This is a genomic window from Streptomyces sp. ActVer (assembly GCF_027270795.1).
GTDB lineage: Bacteria > Actinomycetota > Actinomycetes > Streptomycetales > Streptomycetaceae > Streptomyces > Streptomyces umbrinus_A.
Genome location: NZ_JAPWHT010000003.1, coordinates 54748 through 74782, shown reverse-complemented (window position 1 = coordinate 74782; position 20035 = coordinate 54748). Strand labels below are relative to the sequence as shown.

At 70.4% G+C, this 20035-nt stretch carries 17 protein-coding genes; 2 read left to right on the top strand and 15 right to left on the bottom strand.

Features of this window, described 5'->3' with window-relative positions; all coding sequences use genetic code 11:
* Position 1: 1 nt before the first annotated feature.
* The 13 genes from O3Q52_RS01190 to O3Q52_RS01130 form a co-directional block, all read right to left on the bottom strand.
* Positions 2-1156, bottom strand: coding sequence for a pectinesterase family protein (locus O3Q52_RS01190; protein ID WP_269646884.1), 1155 nt, complete (start codon positions 1154-1156; stop codon positions 2-4).
* Between the two features lie 2 nt (positions 1157-1158).
* The gene (locus O3Q52_RS01185) at positions 1159-2487 is read right to left on the bottom strand and encodes a polysaccharide lyase family 1 protein (RefSeq protein WP_269646883.1); all 1329 of its coding nucleotides are present in this window, start codon (positions 2485-2487) and stop codon (positions 1159-1161) included.
* Positions 2488-2620: 133 nt separating this feature from the next.
* Positions 2621-3982, bottom strand: coding sequence for a sugar ABC transporter substrate-binding protein (locus O3Q52_RS01180; protein ID WP_269646882.1), 1362 nt, complete (start codon positions 3980-3982; stop codon positions 2621-2623).
* Positions 3983-4047: 65 nt separating this feature from the next.
* Positions 4048-5160: a polysaccharide lyase family 1 protein gene (locus O3Q52_RS01175; protein ID WP_269646881.1), complete on the bottom strand. Its 1113-nt coding sequence runs from the start codon at positions 5158-5160 to the stop codon at positions 4048-4050.
* A 42-nt stretch (positions 5161-5202) separates the two neighbouring features.
* Positions 5203-6753 (bottom strand): glycoside hydrolase 43 family protein, encoded by a 1551-nt coding sequence (locus O3Q52_RS01170; RefSeq protein WP_269646880.1) that lies wholly within the window; start codon positions 6751-6753, stop codon positions 5203-5205.
* A complete protein-coding gene (locus O3Q52_RS01165) occupies positions 6750-7592 on the bottom strand; it encodes a PmoA family protein (RefSeq protein WP_269646879.1) in 843 nt (280 codons plus the stop codon). Before O3Q52_RS01165 ends, O3Q52_RS01170 begins: the two co-directional genes overlap by 4 nt.
* Positions 7592-8779 (bottom strand): Gfo/Idh/MocA family protein, encoded by a 1188-nt coding sequence (locus O3Q52_RS01160; protein ID WP_269646892.1) that lies wholly within the window; start codon positions 8777-8779, stop codon positions 7592-7594. Before O3Q52_RS01160 ends, O3Q52_RS01165 begins: the two co-directional genes overlap by 1 nt.
* Positions 8780-8927: 148 nt before the next feature.
* The gene (locus O3Q52_RS01155) at positions 8928-9830 is read right to left on the bottom strand and encodes a carbohydrate ABC transporter permease (protein ID WP_269646878.1); all 903 of its coding nucleotides are present in this window, start codon (positions 9828-9830) and stop codon (positions 8928-8930) included.
* Positions 9827-10762 (bottom strand): carbohydrate ABC transporter permease, encoded by a 936-nt coding sequence (locus O3Q52_RS01150; RefSeq protein WP_269646877.1) that lies wholly within the window; start codon positions 10760-10762, stop codon positions 9827-9829. Before O3Q52_RS01150 ends, O3Q52_RS01155 begins: the two co-directional genes overlap by 4 nt.
* A gap of 164 nt (positions 10763-10926) precedes the next feature.
* Positions 10927-12708 (bottom strand): L-arabinonate dehydratase, encoded by a 1782-nt coding sequence (gene araD, locus O3Q52_RS01145; protein WP_269646876.1) that lies wholly within the window; start codon positions 12706-12708, stop codon positions 10927-10929.
* Positions 12705-13622 carry a dihydrodipicolinate synthase family protein gene (locus O3Q52_RS01140; protein ID WP_269646875.1) on the bottom strand — a complete coding sequence of 306 codons (918 nt, stop codon included), beginning with the start codon at positions 13620-13622 and terminating at the stop codon, positions 12705-12707. The genes araD and O3Q52_RS01140 overlap by 4 nt, the downstream gene beginning before the upstream one ends.
* The gene (locus O3Q52_RS01135; protein WP_269646874.1) at positions 13619-14275 is read right to left on the bottom strand and encodes a GntR family transcriptional regulator; all 657 of its coding nucleotides are present in this window, start codon (positions 14273-14275) and stop codon (positions 13619-13621) included. The genes O3Q52_RS01140 and O3Q52_RS01135 overlap by 4 nt, the downstream gene beginning before the upstream one ends.
* Before the next feature lie 377 nt (positions 14276-14652).
* Positions 14653-15258, bottom strand: a complete 606-nt coding sequence (locus O3Q52_RS01130) for a TIGR03086 family metal-binding protein (protein ID WP_269646873.1) — start codon at positions 15256-15258, stop codon at positions 14653-14655.
* A gap of 172 nt (positions 15259-15430) precedes the next feature.
* On the opposite strand from O3Q52_RS01130, the gene O3Q52_RS01125 reads away from it, so the two are divergent.
* Together O3Q52_RS01125 and O3Q52_RS01120 are read left to right on the top strand one after the other, a co-directional pair.
* Complete coding sequence (locus tag O3Q52_RS01125; protein WP_269646872.1) at positions 15431-16399, top strand: NAD(P)-dependent alcohol dehydrogenase; 969 nt, start codon at positions 15431-15433, stop codon at positions 16397-16399.
* A gap of 155 nt (positions 16400-16554) precedes the next feature.
* Positions 16555-17805, top strand: a complete 1251-nt coding sequence (locus O3Q52_RS01120) for an MFS transporter (RefSeq protein WP_269646871.1) — start codon at positions 16555-16557, stop codon at positions 17803-17805.
* On the opposite strand, the gene O3Q52_RS01115 is transcribed toward O3Q52_RS01120, so the two are convergent.
* Both O3Q52_RS01115 and O3Q52_RS01110 read right to left on the bottom strand, forming a co-directional pair.
* Positions 17806-18981, bottom strand: coding sequence for a hypothetical protein (locus O3Q52_RS01115; RefSeq protein WP_269646870.1), 1176 nt, complete (start codon positions 18979-18981; stop codon positions 17806-17808).
* A complete protein-coding gene (locus tag O3Q52_RS01110) occupies positions 18978-19919 on the bottom strand; it encodes a 5-dehydro-4-deoxyglucarate dehydratase (RefSeq protein ID WP_269646869.1) in 942 nt (313 codons plus the stop codon). Before O3Q52_RS01110 ends, O3Q52_RS01115 begins: the two co-directional genes overlap by 4 nt.
* Positions 19920-20035: the final 116 nt, after the last annotated feature.

The window sequence follows — 20035 nt, the reverse complement described above, 5'->3', positions numbered from 1 at the left end:
GTCAGCACCCCTTCCAGGGGGTCCAGTCGCCGAGGTGGGCCTCCCGGGTGTGCGACCGGGCCTCGGCAGCGGTGAGCTGGGGCCGGTTCTCCGGTACGGAGACCACGGCACCAGGTCCCGTGTTCCGGTACTCGGCGAACCGCTGGTCCTGCCACGGGAAGCCCGACGACATGTTGGTGTAGGGCTCGACCGCGTCGATACCGGCACCGAGGCGGGTCCCGCGAACGGTGAGCATGGGCCGGGCCGTGGTGTCCGAGCTAGGCACCCACGGGCGCGCCAGCTTGTAGTAGGCGTCCGGCGCCTCGCTGGAGATCCGGCCACCGGTCACCAGGTAGCCGCGCGGGTTGGCGCCCGCGGTGGAGGGCGCGAACACGAACCCGTACGGGGCCCCGGCCAGATCGTTCCTGGTCAGCGTCCGGAAGTGACAGTTCTCGTACACGGCCGTGGCCCGCCCGAACACGAAGTCCACGTCACCCTCGACGTAACAGTCCCGGTAGTACTGCCGGGCGAAGGTGCCGAGCGCCATCGAGTCGGCGTACAGGGTGTCCTGGTGGCCGAGGAACCGGCAGCGCAGGAACGCCGACCGGTCGCCCTGCACCTTGATGGCGACGGCCTGGGTGCCGCTGACCCCGGGGTGGTCGGCGCGCAGCCAGTCGTTGGCGAAGGTGAGGTCCCGCGCGGTGAACCCGTCGGCCTGCACGAGGGTGGTCGCCGATCCGGTCGTCCCGTACGTGCCGCCGCCGGGCTTCGGAGTGCCGGCCGCGTTGTCGTGGACGACCACGACGTCCCGCGCCTCGCCCGAGGCCCCGATCCAGGTCATGTCCGTACGGGCGACACTCACGGCGGTCGTCTCCCGGTACGTACCCGGGGCGATGACGAGCGTGCACCCACTGCCACTTGCGGCGTTCACAGCCGCCTGGACGGTGGCATGGTCGCCGAGGCCGCCCGGGTGGACGTACAGGGTGCGCTCGTCCAACCGGGCCGACGGCGAGCCGTACCGCCCGAAGGGGGACCGCCCACGCGCGTGGGCCTGGGCCTGGGAGGAGACCCCCAGCGCGAGCGCGGCCCCCACGCTCGCGACGACGAAGGACCGTCTGCTGACGGGTGTTCTTGAAATGCCCGAAGTACCTGATGTGCCTGGTGCCGGAACGGTCATGGTCAGCAGACCTTTCCGGCACCGGCACGGCCGCCGACGATGCCGGGCACGGCCCGCGGCGAGTCGACCTTCGTCCGCAGGGTCGGGGTCCACCCGGCCCCCGACTGGAGGGTCTCACCCGGGATCTCCGTGTTGTGAACGGCGATGAGATCGGTCGGCTTCCCGTTGACGTAGTTGTTCTCGGCGGTGAGCGGCGCCTCGTTCCACTTCTTCAGGGTCTTGGCGGCGCTGACGCCGGCGGGCAGCGAGAAGGCGTTGTCCGAGGCGTACAGCTGCGAGGAGGCGCCGATGCCGAAGGTGTATCCGTACGACTGCCCCTTCGCCACCACGAAGTGGTTGTTGTACGCGTCGACCTGCCCGAACCGGACGCGTGGCGCTCGCTCCACGACGCCCTCGAAGCGGTTGTGGTGGAGCGTGACCTTGAGCTTGCCGGTGTCGGTCGATCCGGCGCTGTCGCTGTTGCCGATCAGCATCGTCTTGTCGTGGTCCTCGACCGAATTCCAGGACACCGTCACGTAGTTGGCGCCGCGCACGACGTCGAGCAGGCCGTCGTGCTGCTGGTAGGTCTGGCCGTAGTACGTCGGCAGGGTGCTGTCCGGGTAGCGGCCGTCGGTCAGGGTGTTGTGGTCGACCCACACATGGGTGGAGCCGTAGACGACGACCGCGTCGTACTCGGAGTTCCAGGCCCCGGTGTCGGTGTCGGTCGGGTCCCACTGCGGGAAGCAGTCCAGCGGGGCCTCGATGGTGAGGTTGCGCAGAATGACGTTGTCCACGCCCTTGATCTGCAGGCTGCCGCCTCTGATCCCGGCGTTCCTGCCGACCCCGACGATGGTGGTGTTGGCGGGCACGTTCGCCTTGATCGCCTTGTCCTGGTTGGCGGCGGAGGCGGCCCGCAGGCCCTCCGGGCTGTCGGCGGGCTCCCCGGACAGGTCCTTGTCGAGCCCCCAGTTCTCCGGCGAGTACTTCTCCAGATACGCGTCGAAGTCGTACCCCGGCGCCGCGAAGGAAGCACACCCCTCGGCCACCGGATCGATGACCCCCTTGACCTTGATGATCTTCGGAGCGTCCCCACCGGCCTTCAACGCGGCCTTGAACTCGGCCCAGTTGGTGACGGTGTAGACGTGCTCGGCACTGGCGTCGGCACCACCCTTGGTACCGGCCCCCTCGGACCCCCAGCCATCACCGACGGCGAGGGTCTCGCGCCCGAGGTCACGGCCCTGGGCGGCCGGGGCGACCTGGGCATGGGCGACGGTCCCGGTGACACCGAGAACGAGAGCGGTACATCCAACAAAGGATGTCATGACATGGGCATGCCACATACGGCTACGCATGAGTGCGGGTTCCTTCCAAACGAGGAGCAGGGCAACTTACTCAGGGGCGCGGGGAACTGCGCGACCAGCCACAACGGCCCCGCAGTCCCCCACGGTCGATCCAATTCCCCTACCTGAGAAGTTCGGGCCCGGCCTAGCCCTTCTGCTCGTTCCACTCCGTCTGAGCCTCATTGAGCTGATCGGCCAGGGTGTCCAGGAAGTCCTTGGCACTCATCGACCCGTTCATGACCTTCTGGAACGCCGGCTCGTTGTCCGTCTTGGAAATGGTGTTCCAGTCGGGCAGGTAGTACGGCAGCTGAACGATGGTCGTGGACCCGTCACTCAACGCCTCGGCGGCAAGCTTCGTCGGCTCGGCCTTCGAAACCCACGCGTCCTTCGCGGCGTCGTTGTTCGACGGCACCTGCCCCGCGGCCTCGTTGAACTTGGAGTTCTCCGCCTTGGAGGTCGCGAAGTCGATGAACTTCCAGGCGGCGTCCTTGTTCTTGGAGCTCTTGAACAGGCCAAGACCGTCCACGGGGTTGGAGACCTGGACCCGCATTCCACCGGGTCCGACCGGCTGCGGAATACCGCGGAACTTGTCGACGCCGAGCGCCTTCACATGGTCCTGGTAGGAGCCCAGGTTGTGGTTCAGCATTCCGATCGTGCCGGAGTCCCACTGGGCGACCATCTTGGTGAAGTCGTTGTTGAGGTCGGCGGCCGGGGTGACCTTCTTGAAGAGGCCCACGTACTTCTCCAGGGCCGCCACGTTCTTCGGATCGTTGACCGTGGTCTTCTCGTTGCCGGTGTCCCAGAAGGACGTGATGCCGGACTGCCCGTACATCGCGTCGAGTGCCTGGGCGATGGAGCCGGCGCCGCCGCGGATGGTGTAGCCGAACTCGTTCTTGCCCTTGTCGGTGAGCTTGTCGGCGGCCTCGTAGAAATCGTCCCAGGTGGTCGGCTCGTCCAGGCCCGCCTGCTTGAACAGGTCGGTGCGGTAGTAGAGGACGCCGTTGTTGGCGGAGGTCGGGATCGAGTACAGCGTGTCGTCCCGGCCGCCGGCGGCCTTCAGCGACTTGACCATGTCCTCGTTGAGCTTGCCGTTGAGAGAGGACTTGCCGAGGCGGTCGTCCAGCGGCTCCAGCGCGTTCTGTGCGGCGAACCCGGCGAGCATCGCCGCGCCGACACCGCCGACGTCCGGCAGCCCGCCGCCCTGGAGGGCGGTGTCGACCTTGGACTGGTACTCCGTGGAGGCGATCCCGACGTACTTGACGTCGATGTCCGGGTTCGCCTTCTCGAAGTCGGCGATGATCTTCTTCCAGACCTCGGTGCGGATACCGCCGTTGTTGTCCCAGAAGACGATCTCGCCCTTGCCGCTGCCGTCGGCGCCCTTGTCGCCCGCCGACCCGCTGCCGTCGTCACCGCAGGCCGTGGCGGTCAGCGCGAGTACGGCACTCACGGCGACGGCGGCGGCGGAGCGGCGCGCTCCTCTACTGCTCCTGCGCATACTGGTCTTCATGATCGGCTCTCTTCTTCTGGATCCAACGAGGGTTGTGTCGCTGTGACGTTGTGAAGCTGTGGGGGTCAATGGCGGGCGTGGGGCGCCCGGTTGCCGGTCCCGGCGGGACGGTCTGCGACGGTGTGCGCACCGAGCCCCTTCTGCGGACCGGAGAACTTGGACACGAGCGCCGGGACGGCCGCCGCCGGGTCGAGCCGGTAGTCGTAGAAGTCCCGCGGGTCGAAGGCCGTGCCCCACGCCTCCTGGCGCCCGCCGGTGTTCTTCAGGATCGACCCGCGCTGCACCAACTCGGCGGTGGCGTCCGCCTGGTAGGGGTGCTGGACGTCCCTGTAGTAGCTGTTCTCGATGACCATCCGGGTCTTGCCGCGCGACCAGTTGCCGTACGTCCATACGGGGTCGCCGGGGTCCGCCTGGGCGGTCATGTAGTTGTTGTAGAGGTGTGCGTAGGCGCAGTTGTCGGCGGACGGGTTGCGCTGCTTCGTGCCGCGGAACCAGTTGTGGTCGATGGTGATCTGCGTCTTCACGTTCGGCGTCCAGCCGATGCCGAAGGTCTTGTTGTTGTTCTCGAAGCGGTTGTAGGAGACGGTGACGTACTCGCTGTCCTTGCGGATGTCGAGCTGCCCGTCGCAGATCCGCGAGAAGCGGTTGTGGTCGATCCAGACGTGGTGGACGGTGTCCATCTGGATGCCGTCGAAGTCGGTGTCCTTGCAGTCCCAGTTGCCCTCGACGTACGAGTCACGGATCGTCAGGTTCCGGATGATCACGTTGTGGGTGCCGGGCGTGAGGTGCAGCTCGCCCTGGACGAGTTCCCCGGCCGTGCCGACGCCGATGATGGTCTTGTCCGAGGCCACGACGACGTTCGCGCCGAACGGCTCGGCCTTGATCGTCCCGGCGACCCGGATGACGTACGGCTCCTCGGCGGCCGCGTAGCGCTCCAGGTCGGCCTGGGTGGTCACGGTGACGACCTTGCCGCCGGCCCCTCCCGTCGTACCGCCCTCCAGGGACGCGAAACCGTGGGCCCGGGCGGTCCGGCCGGCACTCTCGGACACCGCCTCGGCCGGGGCGATGACCCCGAGCCCCAGTGAGGCCACCAGGGCGGTGACCGTGATCAGGACCCGGCCGGGGCCCAGCCCGGAACCCGGTCCGGGCAAGCGCTTGCTGCTACGGAAGTGCGTCATTGCGGCTCCCAACAGGCATACAACGGTGATGACTTGAAGCGATCAGGCAGGTGGCGCCGTGATGCGGAACTGCGTGAACGTGGCCGCCCCGGCGTGTCCCCCGCCGGTCGGCGCGAGTGCGACGAGGCCGAGCAGGGCGCCGACCCAGCGCCAGGGGGTGGCGGCGAAGACCTGGCCGGAGTGCTCCCAGCCGGTCCCGAGGTCGTGGGAGAAGCGGCAGCGTGCCCCGGCGCCGGCCTCGATCCGCAGCCGTACCCGTCCCTCGGGGGCGAGCCGCGGATGCGCGGCGTCCCGCTCGCGCTCGGCGACGGACTCGGCGAACCGGTGCACGAGGTGGACCGTCCCGTCGGCCCCCCGTTCGAGCCCGATCCAGCTGAACGCGTCGCCCAGTACGGCGAGTCCGGCCCGCGCGCCCGGCTCCTCGGCGTCGAGCCGCAGCTCGACCTCGACGGTGCACGGGGTCCCGGGCATCCGCTGGGTGAGCACGTTCGGTAACCTGCGCAGATCCTGCGCGTCGACCGTCCGTACGCAGGCCAGCCGCAGCCCGTCGCCCGAGTGCTGGGTCGCCCAGCCGTCCTGCGGGTTGGCGGTCCACTGCCACTGCCGTCCGAACCGCCCGCCGGGGAAGTCGTCGTCGGTGGCGGGCGCCGACAGCGGCTGCCGCGGCAGGTCGGGCTTGCGGTGTACGGCGACGGGGGCGCCCTCGTCCCCGAGGACCGGCCAGCCGTCCGTGCCCCAGCGCATCGGCTGGAGGTGGACGACCCTCCCGTACGCGCCCCTCTCCTGGAAGTGCGCGAACCAGTGCTCGCCGGACGGGGTGGTCACCCAGCCGCCCTGGTGGGGGCCGTTGACGTCGGTGTCGCCCTGCTCCAGGACGACCCTCTCCTCGTACGGTCCGAAGAAGTCGCGGGAACGCAACGCGCCCTGCCAGCCGGTCTCGACGCCGCCGGCCGGGGCGAAGATCCAGAACCAGCCGTCGTGCCGGTACAGCTTCGGCCCTTCGAGCGTGAACCAGCCGGGTATGCGGTCGCCGTCGACGATCACCTTGCCGTCGTCGAGCAGGCCGGTCGCGTCGGGCCGCATCCGATGGCCGGTGAGCCGGTTCTTGACGCCGGAGCGGGACTTGGCCCAGGCGTGCACGAGATACGCCTCGCCGGTCTCCTCGTCCCACAGCGGGCAGGCGTCGATGAGCCCCCTGCCCGCCTTGACGAGGTGGGGGCGGGTCCAAGGGCCGCGTATCTCGGGGGCGTTGACCTGGTAGATGCCGTGGTCGGGGTCGCCCCAGAAGATCCAGAAGCGGTCGTCGTGGTGACGCAACGACGGTGCCCAGACGCCGCGGTCATGGCGCGGCTTCCTGAACTCCCGTGCCGGTTCGAGGAGTTGTAAGGCGTGACCGACGAGCGTCCAGTTGACGAGGTCGCGGGAGTGCAGCAGCGGCAGGCCTGGGACGCGGCCGAAGCTGGAGGCGGTCAGGTAGTAGTCGTCGCCGACGCGGATGAGGTCGGGGTCGGACCAGTCGGCGTTCAGGACCGGGTTGCGGTACGTGCCGTCGCCGAGGTCGGCCGTGAAGGCGGGTGTGCTCTGGCCGCTCATGGGCTCACCGCCTTGCGGACCAGGGCCGCGGCCTCGCCCCGGTCGAGGCGGCCGTCGGCGACGACGGTGACGACCCGGCGTACTACGGTCTCCCCGGCCGGGAGGGGCAGCCGCTCCTCGTGGGCGAGGGACGAGCCGACGCCCGGGTACTCGGCGGTGCGCACGAACCACGGGTCGCGACGGGTCTGCTCGGTGGCCCCGGCGAACACCAGCGTCCAGTTGGTGCCCACGAGCGCCAGCCAGTCGGCGCGTGCGCCGTGCACGGCCTCCTCGCCCTCGGTGCCGGCCGTGAACACCGCGGGCGCGGCGGCCTCCTTGCGGGCCCGCCAGAAGAAGCCGCCGTAGGCCGCGCCGGTCCTGCCGTTGGTCGCCGGGCTGCCGATCGACAGGGGCTCGGCGGTCGTGTTGGTGAGCGAGAACGTGAAGTCCAACGCCCAGGCGGTGTCGGTGAGTTCGGTCGCCGCGGCCGTACGCCGCTCGCGCAGCAGCTCGCCGCCGGCCGCGACCCAGCGCAGCTCCTCCACGAAGCCGTCGGGGTCGCGCAGCTGGAACGTGGAGTGCCGCTGTGCCCCGTGGTTGTCCAGCTCGGTCGGCCCCTGGTCGCGTACGTACGTGCGACCGCCCCAGAAGTTGTACCCCTCGACGTCGGGAACGGCGACACCGACGCCGAGGTGGTGGATGTGGTCGGCGGGGCTGAGTTCCGTGACAGCCGTACCGGCCAGGGTGGTGACGGGGTGGAAGTACGGACGCGGCGACAGCTTGGGCGGCAGCTCGGGCCGGGTGATGTAACGGCCGACCGGGCGGCCCGCGACACGCAGGACCAGCGACTCGTTGTTCATCACGTACTCACCTCTTTCGGGGGCGCCCAGGAGGCGCCCAGCTCGGAGTAGAGGGCGAGGGTGTCGGCGGCGGCCGTGACGAGTCCGTCGACTCCGTGCACGATCCGGCGGTTCTCGTCGGCCTTCAGGTACCAGGCGCCGGCGGGCAGCGCGACGGGGTCCGGTGCCTGTCGAATCGCTTCAACGACCCTCATGAAGGCGCCCGTCGAGTCCGGCGGGACCAGCAGTCCGGCCCGGCCTTCGAGATGCTCGACGAGGTTCTCCAGCAGGTCGGTCCTGCCGTACGTGATCTCCTGCGGGCCGTGTCCCGACCGCTGGACGAGGACGCGGTCCTGCTTGTACCAGAAGGTGATCCGGCCGCTGGTGCCGTGCACGAGGACGTACGGCTCGTCGGGGTGCTCGGCGCAAAGGGTCGCGGCGACGGTGATCCGGTGGTCGGCCGCGGTGGTGACGCGGACGCAGGAGGTGTCGTCGGACTCGATGTCGTTGGCGCGCAGCAGCTCGGTCTCGATGCCGGTGACGTCCTCGGCGCGGGTGGCGCCGTCGAGCGCGAGGGCGGTGGCGACGGCGTGCGCGAGGGGGTTGGTCAGCACCCCGTCCAGGACGTCGGCCCCGTTCATCCGGCGCCGCCCGGCCCAGGGTGCGCGGCGGTAGTACTCCTCGGCGCGCGCCCAGGCCCCGGCCCCGCCGATGCCGTCCACCCGGCCGATCGTGCCCTGCTCGATCAGCTCCCTGATCGCGGGCACGGCCTGCGAGCCCAGCGACTGGAAGCCGATCTGGCAGACCACCCCGGCCGCGGCGACCCCGTCGGCCATCCGGCGGAACTCGGCGTACGAGGGAGCCGGCGGCTTCTCCAGCAGGATGTGTACGCCCCTGGTGGCGGCCGTCAGCGCGAGGTCGGTGTGGGCGGGGATCGGCGTGCAGATCACGGCGATCGCGGCGCCGGTGGAGTCCAGCAGGGCGCCGAAGTCGGCGGACTGCTCGGGGAGTTCGCCGGGCGCGGTGAAGCCGTCCAGTTCCGCCTCGGTGAGCGGGGTCAGCTCGCAGATCCCGGCGAGGCGTACCAGGCCCTTGTCCTGGAGGCGGCGGATGTTCGCGAGGTGCCAGTGGCCGTGACCGCGGGCGCCCGCGAGGACGAGCGGGAGGGGAGCTTCGTACGGGTTCCGGGATTCGGTGGCGGAGTTCATGGACTCCATCGAAGCGGTCCCGGGCCCGGTCGGGGCGCTCATCGGATCCTCCCCGCTCCCGCGCCGCGAGCCGCGTCGCGGTCGGCCTTGGCGGCGCTGTCGACCGGGCCGATCGTCCCCTCGACCTTCAGGAAGGTGCATGTTCCTCTCATCCCTTCACCGCCCCGGCGCTGAAGCCCGTGATCAGCCACTTCTGGATGAAGGCGAAGACGATCACGACGGGCACGGCCGCGATGATGCCGCCGGCGGCGAGCGCGCCCAGGTCGACGCTGTCGGCGCTCATCAGGCTGTTGAGGCCGACGGGGATCGTCTGCTTGTCCTGGTTGCTGAGGAACATCAGGGCGAACAGGAATTGGTTCCAGGAGTGCACGAAGGCGAAGGAGCCCACCGCGATCAACCCGGGCCGCAGCAGCGGCAGGACGACGACCCTGAAGCCCGTGAAGCGGTTGCAGCCGTCGACCCAGGCGGCCTCTTCCAGCGAGTACGGCACGTTCCGGATGAAGCCGCTGATCAGGATCATCGACAGCGGCAGCTGGAAGACGGTCTCGGCGATGATGACGCTGCCCAGCGAGTTGATCATCTGGAGCTCGGCGAAGATCTGGAACAGCGGCACCAGGAGCAGTGCGCCCGGCACGAACTGGGAGCAGAGCAGCGCCAGCATGAAGGCACGCTTGATCTTGAAGTCGAAGCGGGCGAGGGCGTAACCGCCGGCCAGTGCGACGAGCGTGGTCATGAAGAGCGTGGCGACGCCGACGTAGACGCTGTTCTCGAAGTACGTGCCGAAGCTGCGCTCGTTCCACACCTTCTCGAAGTGCTCGAAGGTCACGGGCCAGGGCACGAGCGAGGTCGAGCCGGGCTTGCGCAGGGCGAAGAGCAGGATCCAGTAGAAGGGGATGAGTGTGAAGATCAGGTAGATGCCGAGCGGGACGTAGATCTGCCAGCGCGGGGCCTCGTCCCAGGCGCGCCTGCGCTTCCCCGGGCGCCGCGGCGGCTCGTCGGCCACCGGTGCGGGCGCGGCCGGAGCGACGGTGTCGATGTCCTTGGTGATCACTTGTCCCCGCCTCCGAACTTGCTCAGCCGCAGATAGACCATCGAGAAGAAGAGAAGGATCACGAACGCGACCGTGGTCAGGGCCGAGGCGTAGCCGAAGTTGTGTGCGTCGACGCTGGTGTTGGCGATGTAGAGCGGGAGTGTCGTCGTCTCCCCCGCTGGTCCGCCGCCGGTGAGGGTGTAGAGCAGGTCGACGTTGTTGAACTCCCAGACCGCGCGCAGCAGCGTGGAGAGGATGATGGCGTCCTTGAGGTGCGGCAGCGTGATGTGCACGAACTGCTGGAAGCGGCTGGCTCCGTCGACCTCGGCGGCCTCGTACAGGTCCTTCGAGACGGACTGGAGGTCGGCGAGGATGAGGATCGCGAAGAACGGAACGCCTCGCCAGAGGTCGGCGACCACCGCCGCCGGGAAGACGGTCGAGGTGTCGGAGAGCCAGCTCGTGCCGTAGTCCCCGATGCCCATGTCGGCGAGGTAACGGGTGATGCCTGTCTGGGAGTTGTAGAGGAGCACCCAGATCGCGGAGGTGAGCACCCCGGACACGGCCCAGGGCGAGAAGACCAGGGCGCGGCCGAGCGAGCGTCCCACGAAGGTCTGGTTGACGATCAGCGCGAGCGCCAGACCGAACAGCAACTGCAGCCCGACCTCGACGACGACCCACTTGGCGCTGAAGACCAGCGTGTCCCAGAACTGCGGGTCCTCGGTGAAGGCGTTCACGAAGTTGTCGAAGCCCGCGAAACCGTTCCGCCAAGGCTTGGTGGGGTTGTAGTTCTGCAGGCTGTAGTAGAAGACGCTGAGCACCGGGTAGGCGATGAAGCCCAGCATCAGCAGTCCCGCCGGGGCGATCAGCAGATACGGGAGCCTGCGGGGCGTCGCCGAGCCACGGCGCCGCCGGGGTGGCGCGGGCTTTTTCGCCACGGCTGCGGCTTGGGCCATGACTGTTCTCCGTTCTCGGGGGTGTGCGGGTGGTGCTGTGCGCTCGTTCCGTTCGTTTCTTCGCTTCTGCGGAAGCGCTTGCTATCCGGGCAGTACTGGGTGAAGCGCTTCGCATGCGTCGTTCGAGATCTCGGACAGAAGAGAGCGCCCGATGGGCCGGTCCCTCAGCCCGCGTACGGGTCCTGCACCTTGCCCGGCCGTGCGAGGAACGCGAAGTCGCAGCCGGTGTCCGCCTGGGTGATCTGTTCGTTGTAGAGCGCGCCGTAGCCACGCTCGTAGCGCTCGGGCGGTGCGGTCCACTCCGCCCGGCGCCGCTCCAACTCCTCGTCGTCCACGTTGAGTTGGAGCGCGCGTGACTCGACGTCGAGCGTGATGGTGTCGCCGGTGCGGACCAGGGCGAGCGGTCCGCCGATGTACGACTCCGGTGCCACGTGCAGCACACAGGCGCCGTAACTCGTGCCGCTCATCCGGGCGTCGGAGATCCGCAGCATGTCCCGCACTCCCTGCTTCAGCAGGTGGTCGGGGATCGGCAGCATGCCGTACTCGGGCATGCCCGGGCCGCCCTTGGGTCCGGAGTTGCGCAGCACCAGCACGGTGTCGGCGGTGATGCCCAACTCCGGTTCGTTGATGGTGCGTTGCATGGTCCGGTAGTCGTCGAAGACGACCGCGGGACCGGTGTGCTTGAGCAGGTGCGGCTCAGCGGCGATGTGCTTGATGACGGCGCCGTCGGGGCAGAGGTTGCCGCGCAGGACGGCGACGCCTCCCTCGGCGGCGACCGGGTTCCGACGGGTGCGGATGACGTCGTCGTTGTGCACCTGCGCGGAGGCGAGCTGCTCGCGCAGGCTGTCGTACGAGACGGTCGGCCGGTCCAGATGCAGCAGGTCGGTGATCCGTGAGAGGAACCCGGGCAGTCCGCCGGCGAAGTGGAAGTCCTCCATGAGGTACGTCCGGCCGCCGGGCCGTACGTTCGCCAGGACCGGCACCGTACGGGCGATCCGGTCGAAGTCGTCGAGGGTGAGCCGGACTCCGGCGCGTCCGGCCATGGCGATCAGGTGGATCACCGCGTTGGTGGAGCCGCCGAGCCCGAGGACCGTCGTCACCGCGTCCTCGAAGGCCTCGGCCGTGAGGATGTCGGACAACTTCCGGTCCTGGCGGACGAGTTCGACGATCCGCAGGCCCGAGGCGGCGGCCATCCGGTCGTGCCCGGAGTCGACTGCGGGGATGCTGGAGGCACCCGGGACCGTGACCCCGAGGGCCTCGGCGGCCGCGGTCAGCGTGGACGCCGTACCCATGGTCATGCAGTGACCGGGCGAGCGCGCGAGGCCGCTCTCCAGCTCGGTCATCTCGCAGTCGCCGATGAGCCCGGCACGCTTGTCGTCCCAGTACTTCCACATGTCGGTGCCGGAGCCGAGGACCTCGTTGCGCCAGTGGCCCGGCAGCATGGGTCCGGCGGGCACGAAGACGGCCGGCAGGTCGACGGACGCGGCGCCCATGAGCAGCGCGGGCGTGGACTTGTCGCAGCCGCCCATGAGGACGGCCCCGTCCACCGGGTACGACCGCAGCAGCTCCTCGGTCTCCATCGCGAGCATGTTGCGGTAGAGCATCGGGGTCGGCTTCTGAAAGGTCTCGCTCAGCGTCGACACCGGGAACTCCAGCGGGAAGCCGCCGGCCTGCCACACGCCCCGCTTGACCGCCTGGGCACGGTCGCGGAGGTGGACGTGGCAGGGGTTGATGTCGGACCAGGTGTTGAGGATCGCGATGACGGGCTTGCCGAGGTGTTCCTCGGGCAGGTAGCCGAGCTGGCGGGTGCGGGCGCGGTGGCTGAAGGAGCGCAGGCCCTCGGTGCCGTACCACTGGTGGCTGCGCAACTGCCTCGGCGCGTCCGGGACCTGACCCTCGTCCGGGGTGCCGTCGGCGCCCGGTGTCGTTGGGTTGGCGTCGGTCATATGGACCACCCCGCGGCGATGGCGGCGACCTCGGCCCGCTCGGACTCGGGGAGCTGCTTGCTCGGCGGGCGGACCTCTCGGCGGCACAGGCCGAGCGAGGCGAGCGCCTCCTTCACGACCGTCACGTTGTTGGCGGAGTTGTTGGCCGCGCGCAGCTCCTCGAAGCGGCGGATCTGCTCCCAGACCTTCATGGCGCCCGCGTAGTCACCGGATCGAAGCGCTTCGATCATGTTCAGCGAAACGGCCGGGGCGACGTTCACGAGCCCGGACGTGAAGCCCGTCGCGCCCGCCGAGAAGTACGAGGGCGCGTACGGCTCCGCGAGTCCGGCCACCCAGACGAAGCGTTCGAGTCCGGCGTCCCGCGCGAACGCGGCGAAGCGGGCCGCGTCCGGCACGGCGTACTTCACGCCGATGACGTTCGGGCAGGCGTCGGCCAGTTCGGCGAGCCGGGCGCCCGCGAGCACCGGGTTGCGGATGTACGGGACGACGCCCAGCTCGGGTACCGCCTCCGCGATGGCCCGGTGGTAGTCGACCCAGCCGCCCTCCGAGACGTACGGGTGGACCGGCTGATGGACCATCACCATCTGTGCCCCGAGCTCACGGGCGTGCCGGGCGGAGGCGACCGCGGTCGGCACGTCGTGCCCGACGCCGACCAGGATGGTGGCCCGGTCCCCCGCCTCCTCGATGGTCAACTCCGTCACCGTGCGCCGTTCTTCGGGGCTCAGGGCGTAGAACTCGCCGGTGTTGCCGTTGGGCGTGAGGATGCGTACGCCGCCGTCGAGCACCCGGCGCAGCAGGACGCGGTGGACCTCCTGGTCGATGGAACCGTCCTCGGCGAACGGGGTCACGGGGATCGCCACCACGTCGGCGAGAGCGGCCCGCCCGGCCTCGAACGTGGTCGTGGTCGCGGTCATTCCTGCTCACCCTTTCCCTGGGCCTCGGGGAAGGCCCGTTGCACGAACGAGGCGATGTGCGAGTGCAGGGCGCGCGCCGCGCCGTCCGAGTCGCCGTCGAGGGCGAGCCGCAGGATCTCCCGGTGCTCGGCGGCCTCGCGCTCCCAGGACGGGTTGGCCGCCCAGGCGACCGCGGAGACCAGGGCGGCCTGGTCACGGACCTCGTCGAGCATCCGGCCGAGCAGCGGGTTGCCGCAGCGGACGTAGAGGGAGCGGTGGAACTCGCGGTTGGCGAGGGAGCGCTGGGCGGTGTCGGTGGCGGCGTCGGCGCGTTCGAGCGCCTCGCGCGCCGTGTCGAGGGAGGACCCGCGCTGGACGGAGCGCCTGAGCGCCTCCGGCTCCAGGAGCAGCCGCACGTCGTACACCTCGCGCGCCATGTCCGCGTCCACCATGCGCACCGTGACGCCCTTGTACTGGTTCATCACGACGAGCCCGGTGCCGGCCAGGGTCTTGAGCGCCTCGCGCACCGGGGTCTTGGACACCCCGAACTGTGCGGCGAGCTCGGTCTCGACCAGAGCCTGTCCCGGGGTCAACTGCCCGGTGAGGATGCGGTGTTTGATCCCTTCCAGCACGAACTGCGTGCGGGAGGGGATCGGCGTGGGCACAGAGGTCATGCGCGCCTCTCGGGGTCAACGGAGCCCCCAAGGATCGGAGGCTCGCGTATCTGATCTCACGTATCGCGTCTCATATATGACGTACGAAGTACGACGCGATGAAAGTAGGAGCGCGCCTGTGTTTCGTCAACGCTTCTGACAAAAGAAGTTCGAGGCTTCTGGCAAAAGGGGCCCGAGCCGACGCCGGGGCCCGATGCCGCGCCGGCGCCCTCGGAAGACAGGCGAACCCGTTCGCCCTCGCGATGCCGATGGGGCTGGAGCTTCGCGTACGGCGGGTTCATTCCCGACGTACACGAAGCTCCAGCCCCATCACGGGTACCGCCGCATCCATGTGCCACTGCAATCCGGCGAAGACACCCCGCCGGTGGTGTGCCCTGTCAGCCGGTGGGCGCCCACCCCGGGTCCCGGCCGCTCAGCCTGATCACCCGGTCCAGCAGGGGCGCCCCCTCCGGCACGGGCACGACCGGCCCGAAGATGGTCCCGCGCGACGGGTCGTCCACCGAGGGCGCGAGCATCTCGTACGCCGCGTTCAGGGCCGCCGCGTCGGGGGCGTACGGCTGGCCGGTCGCGCGGGCCAGGTCCCAGCCGTGCACGACGAGTTCGTCGGCGGCGACGACACCCGCGACCTCGCCGGGCAGATCCACACCGCCCGCGCGGGTCTCGCCCGTCCACGCGGCCGGATCGCGCCACGCCTCGGCCAACTCGCCGAGCACCTTGGGCAGCTCGGCGCGCCAGCCCGGCGTCACGTCCGGCAGCCGGGAGGTGGGGTCGGTGTCCGTCGTGGCCCCGAGGTCCTTCCGCCCGGCGTCCCGGAAGGCCGCGGACAGCCCGGCCAGATGCCCGAGCAGATGGCGCACCGCGTACTCCGGACACGGCGTCACGGCGTCGAGCTGCTCCTCGCCCACCTCCTCCGCGAGGCGAGCCACGACCAGGGCCTGCGGCCCCAGGTCAAGAGTGCTCGGAGTCGTACCGTCGTCGCCCATGCCGGGCTCCTCTCGTCACAGGGTCTTCAGGAGGTAGACCGTCGGCCGTACGAAAACTCATCGCTCCCGCTCCCAAGATCGTGCTCAGGAGTCTGGTCAGGCGTTCGAGCCGTCGAGATGCTCGGTGCAACCGGGATACCCGGTGCCCGGGACCGCGAAGGGGAGCCACGCCATGAAGGCGATCGTTCAGGATGCCTACGGATCAGCGGACCTCCTGGAACTGCGCGACATCGACCGCCCCGTGCCCGGCGACGACGAGGTGCTCGTCGAGGTGCGCGCGGCAGGCGTCGGCCCCGAGGTGTGGCACCTGATGACGGGCCGGCCCTATGTGGCGCGCGTGGCCCTGGGGCTCCGTAGGCCCAAGAACCCGGTACGCGGCTGGGACGGCGCCGGACGGGTCGAGGCCGTCGGCGCGAAGGTGACCGAGTTCAAGCCGGGCGACGAGGTCTTCGGCAACTGCGAGGGCTCGTTCGCCCAGTACGCGCGCGCCAAGGCCGCGAAGATCGCCCTCAAACCGGCCAACCTCGCCTTCGAACAGGCCGTCGCCCTCCCCGTGTCCGGCATGACCGCCCTCCAGGCCCTCAGCGGCAAGGGCCGTCCTCAGCCGGGCCAGAAGGTCCTCGTCATCGGCGCCTCCGGCGGTGTCGGCTGCTACGCCGTCCAGCTCGCCGCGATGTACGGCGCCGAGGTCACCGGTGTCTGCGGCCCCACGGGCGCGGACTTCGTACGCTCCCAGGGCGCCTCGCACGTCATCGACTACACCCGCGAGGACATCACCGACGGCCCGCACCACTACGACGTCATCATCGACAACGCGGGCCTTCGTCCTCTGCCGGTGCTCCGCCGCGCCCTCGCTCCGCGCGGCACCCTCGTCATCGTCGGCGGGGAGGGCGGGACCGGCTTCTTCGGCGGTATGAGCCGCGGCCTGCGGGCCGTCACGCTCTCGCCCTTCATCGGCCAGAACCTCCGCAACCTCATCTCCGTCGCGCGCCGCGAGGACCTGCTGACCCTCAAGGAACTCGCCGAGCAGGACAAGATCACCCCGCCCGTCGACCGCACCTACCCCCTCGCCGAGGCCGCCGACGCCCTCCGCCATCTGGAGAAGGGCCATCCCCGGGGCAAGATCGTCCTCACCATCTGAGCCAGGGGGAGCCAGGCGGGAGCCCTGCTGAAGCCCGGCGGGCTCCCGGCGAGGCCTCTCCTCATCCCGACGGCCCCGCTGCCGCTCCGGCGGCGTCCCCGCTAAGGCACCTGCCCGATGCCCGGCCCGGGGCCTTAGCCCCACGATGACCAGGCATGACGACATCGACACAGACATGGGCGGTGACCCGTGTCCTGCGAGACCGCAACGCGGGTCTGTACCTCGGCGGAGTCGTGGTCTCCGGGTTCGGCTCGTCGGCGATGTGGCTGGTGTCCGGGATCTGGGTGAAGGACCTGACCGGCTCGGACGGCCTGGCCGCCCTCTGCGTCTTCGCCCTCTGGGCGCCCACGCTGATCGGCCCGGCCCTCGGCACCCTCGCGGACCGCACCCGCCGCCGGCCCCTGCTGGTGTGGACGAACCTGGGCCTGGCAGCACTCCTGCTGCCCCTGTTCACCGTCGACTCCCCCGGCACCCTGTGGATCCTCTTCGCCGTGCTCCTGGTCTACGGAGCGGCCGGCGTCGTCCACGACGCGGCGGAGTCGGCCCTGGTGGCCACAGCGGTCGACAAGCAGCTCCTCGGCGACTTCAACGGCCTGCGCATGACGGCCAACGAGGGCATGAAACTCCTCGCCCCGCTCGCGGGAGCGGGCCTTTACGCGGCGTACGGGGGCGCCCGCGTCGCACTCCTGGACGCGGTCACCTTCGCCCTGGCCGCGGGCCTCTACACGCTCCTGCGCGTCCACGAGCCGAAGCCGCTCACGGCCTCGGCCCCGGGCGGCCGGCGTGCCCAGACGGCCGAAGGCGCCCGCTACTTGTGGGGCCATCCGACCCTGCGCCCGCTCGTCCTCGCGGGCGGCACGACCATGCTCTTCTCGGGCCTCAACGGCGCGACGATCTACGCGGTGGCGGAGGGCCTCGGCCACTCCCCCGCGTACGTGGGTGTCCTGTACGTCGCCCAGGGCGTCGGTTCGGTGGCGGTCGGGCTGGCCGCGGGCCCGCTCCTGCGCCGCCTGGGCGAACGCCGGTTCGCCGGGTACGGCATCGCACTCACCGCCGTGGCCGTGACGGCCCGCGCGCTCCCCTACGACGCGGTGGTCCTCGCCTCGGCCGCGGCGATCGGCGTCGGACTCCCCTGCGTACTGATCGCGGCACTCACCGCGGTCCAGCGCGAAACGCCGGACGCCCTGCTGGGACGCACGACGGCAACCGCCAACACCCTGCTGTTCGCCCCGACGGCGGCGGGCCTGGCGCTGGGCGCGGGTTTGGTCGAACTGGTCCACCACCGGGTGCTGTTGGCGGGATTCGGGCTCGTGCGGCTCGTGACGGTCGCGCCCATGCTGCGGGACCGCGCCCCGACAGGGGCGCGGGGAACTGCGCGACAAGCCCCCACCGGACCCGCAGACTGACTACCGCGCTCCCAACCGCGCGAGCGCTTCCGTCACGAGCGACAGATCCGCGTCGGACGCCAACCCCGCGTGGTACAGCCGCACTTCGGTGGCTCCCAGCTCGACGGCCCGTGTCACGTCCTCGACGAGTGACGCGGGACGGCCACCCATCCCGCTCACCACGGTGAAGTTGGCCGCCAGCACGGCCCCTTCAACTCGCTGCTCGGCGAAGGGGATCAGCGGCTCGGGCCCGGCGGCGCACGGTACGACCACGCCGTCGGCGACCGACAGGATGTGCCCGGGGTCCACACCGACGTTCGCACCGACGCGGTAGGAGACCGGGTCCGCGTGCAGCAGGATCTGGAACCCCTCGGGCGCGGCCGCGCGTACGGCGAGGACGGCTTCCGTCTGGAGGGACCGGGCGACCGAGTCACGCCACGTGCGCGTGGCCGTCGCGAGCTCGGCGCCGAGCAGTTTCTCGACGTCCTCCCAGCCCTCGACGGGAGCCTCGCCCCGCCACACGGGCTCCAGGGCGCGCCGGACCGAGGCCGCCAACTCGTCGGGGTCGAGCCCCAGTTGCGTATAGCCGTCCCCGCAGGAGGGGCAGAAGCACAGCGACATCAGGTACGTGCCGGCGTCCCCGAGTGCCACGCCCGCCGTCTTGTCGTGGGCGTGCAGATGCGGGAGCCCGTACCAGCCGAGGGACTCCAGCTCCGTGCCCGAGGCGCCGGGACGGATCGCCGCCTCGACGGCCAGATCGACGAGGTACGCGCGCGTGTCGGGCTGCGCGACGCAGGGAGCCCACGAGTAGCGGTCCCCATAGGCGTTGACCACCGAGGTGTCAGGAAACTCCACGCCCATACGGGAGTTGTGCGCGAGCACCACCCAGGTGTGCACGTCGAGCCCCGCCCCCGCGAGAGCCGACGCGGCCTCCCCGTACGCGTCACCGGGCGCCCAGTCCCCGGCGGCGTACGGCCGGAGCCTGCGGCCCTGCCACCGCGCGGCGTCCGTCGGGTAGAGCACGGAGGCGTGCAGCGCGGTGACGATGCGGTGCCGGGGGTGGCGGGGGGTCAGGGCGCGCGTGGAGTGGTACGCGGAGGCGGGCGTCGCCTGCTGGACGCCGAGCCCGGCGATGCGCGCCGCCGCGTCGGGGTCGCCGTTGACGTCCCACGGATAGACGAAGGTCGACGCCTTCACTTGTCCTCCTCCAGAAGCGCGTAACCCCGCTCGATCAGCTGGGCGAGCTGCTTGACGTGGTCCTCGGACGGCTCGTGCAGCGGCGGCCGCACCTCGCCCACGTCGAGCCCCCGCAGCCGTACGCCCGCCTTGACCAGCGAGACAGCGTACCCGCGGCCCTGTGCGCGCAGTTCGACGAGAGGCCGGTAGAAGCCGTCGAGCAGCCGGTTCACGGTGGCGTCGTCGCCGGAGCCCAGGGCCCGGTGGAAGGCGAGGGCGATCTCGGGAGCGAAGCAGAAGATGGCGGAGGAGTACAGGGTGATGCCGATGCCGCGGTAGGCGAGGCCGGTGAGCTCGGCGGTCGGCAGCCCGTTGAAGTAGAGGAATTCGCCCGGGTACTCGGACCGTACGGCGCTCACGATGCGCTGCATCAGGTCGAGGTCGCCGAGCCCGTCCTTGAAGCCGATGATCCCCTCGGCGCGGGCCAGCGAGACGACGGTCTCGGGTGTGAACACGGCGTTGTCCCGCTGGTACACGATGACGTCGAGCGAGGTGGCGGCGGCCAGTTCGGTGTAGTGCCGCAGCAGCCCCTCCTGCCCGGCGACGACGAGATAGGGCGGCATGGCGAGCAGCCCGTCCGCGCCCGCCTCCTCGGCGAGCCGCGCGTACCGCACGGCGAGCGCGGTCCCGTACCCGGCACCCGCGACGACGGGGACGCGGCCCGCAGTCTCCTCGACGGCCGCCCGTACGCACTCCTGGAACTCCTCGGGCGTGAGCGCGTGGAACTCCCCGGTCCCGCAGCAGGCGAAGACGGCGGCGGCCCCGGCCTCGACGCCCCGCCGGACGTGCTCGCGGTAGACGTCGAGGTCGACGGCTCCGTCGCGGTCGTACGCGGTGACGGGGAAGAACAGCGGCCCGCTCGGGATACTGAGTCGAGCGGCAAGGGGGGCTGACGTCACGGGCTCTCCCTAGAGCATGAGCATGCACGCACACGCCGGCTCGTGCACGTTTCTGATCCATGTCCATATCCCTGAACACTTCCACGCTAAGGCGCCCTCTTGGGGGCGGTCAAGCG

What these genes read in the sequence shown, in the direction of transcription:
- araD (WP_269646876.1), bottom strand. Translation starts at nt 12,708, where the DNA reads ATGACCGACGCCAACCCAACGACACCGGGCGCCGACGGCACCCCGGAC.
- O3Q52_RS01180 (WP_269646882.1), bottom strand. Translation starts at nt 3,982, where the DNA reads ATGAAGACCAGTATGCGCAGGAGCAGTAGAGGAGCGCGCCGCTCCGCC.
- O3Q52_RS01160 (WP_269646892.1), bottom strand. Translation starts at nt 8,779, where the DNA reads ATGAACTCCGCCACCGAATCCCGGAACCCGTACGAAGCTCCCCTCCCG.
- O3Q52_RS01120 (WP_269646871.1), top strand. Translation starts at nt 16,555, where the DNA reads ATGACGACATCGACACAGACATGGGCGGTGACCCGTGTCCTGCGAGAC.
- O3Q52_RS01150 (WP_269646877.1), bottom strand. Translation starts at nt 10,762, where the DNA reads ATGGCCCAAGCCGCAGCCGTGGCGAAAAAGCCCGCGCCACCCCGGCGG.
- O3Q52_RS01140 (WP_269646875.1), bottom strand. Translation starts at nt 13,622, where the DNA reads ATGACCGCGACCACGACCACGTTCGAGGCCGGGCGGGCCGCTCTCGCC.
- O3Q52_RS01170 (WP_269646880.1), bottom strand. Translation starts at nt 6,753, where the DNA reads ATGAGCGGCCAGAGCACACCCGCCTTCACGGCCGACCTCGGCGACGGC.
- O3Q52_RS01175 (WP_269646881.1), bottom strand. Translation starts at nt 5,160, where the DNA reads ATGACGCACTTCCGTAGCAGCAAGCGCTTGCCCGGACCGGGTTCCGGG.
- O3Q52_RS01125 (WP_269646872.1), top strand. Translation starts at nt 15,431, where the DNA reads ATGAAGGCGATCGTTCAGGATGCCTACGGATCAGCGGACCTCCTGGAA.
- O3Q52_RS01185 (WP_269646883.1), bottom strand. Translation starts at nt 2,487, where the DNA reads ATGCGTAGCCGTATGTGGCATGCCCATGTCATGACATCCTTTGTTGGA.
- O3Q52_RS01165 (WP_269646879.1), bottom strand. Translation starts at nt 7,592, where the DNA reads ATGAACAACGAGTCGCTGGTCCTGCGTGTCGCGGGCCGCCCGGTCGGC.
- O3Q52_RS01130 (WP_269646873.1), bottom strand. Translation starts at nt 15,258, where the DNA reads ATGGGCGACGACGGTACGACTCCGAGCACTCTTGACCTGGGGCCGCAG.
- O3Q52_RS01135 (WP_269646874.1), bottom strand. Translation starts at nt 14,275, where the DNA reads ATGACCTCTGTGCCCACGCCGATCCCCTCCCGCACGCAGTTCGTGCTG.
- O3Q52_RS01190 (WP_269646884.1), bottom strand. Translation starts at nt 1,156, where the DNA reads ATGACCGTTCCGGCACCAGGCACATCAGGTACTTCGGGCATTTCAAGA.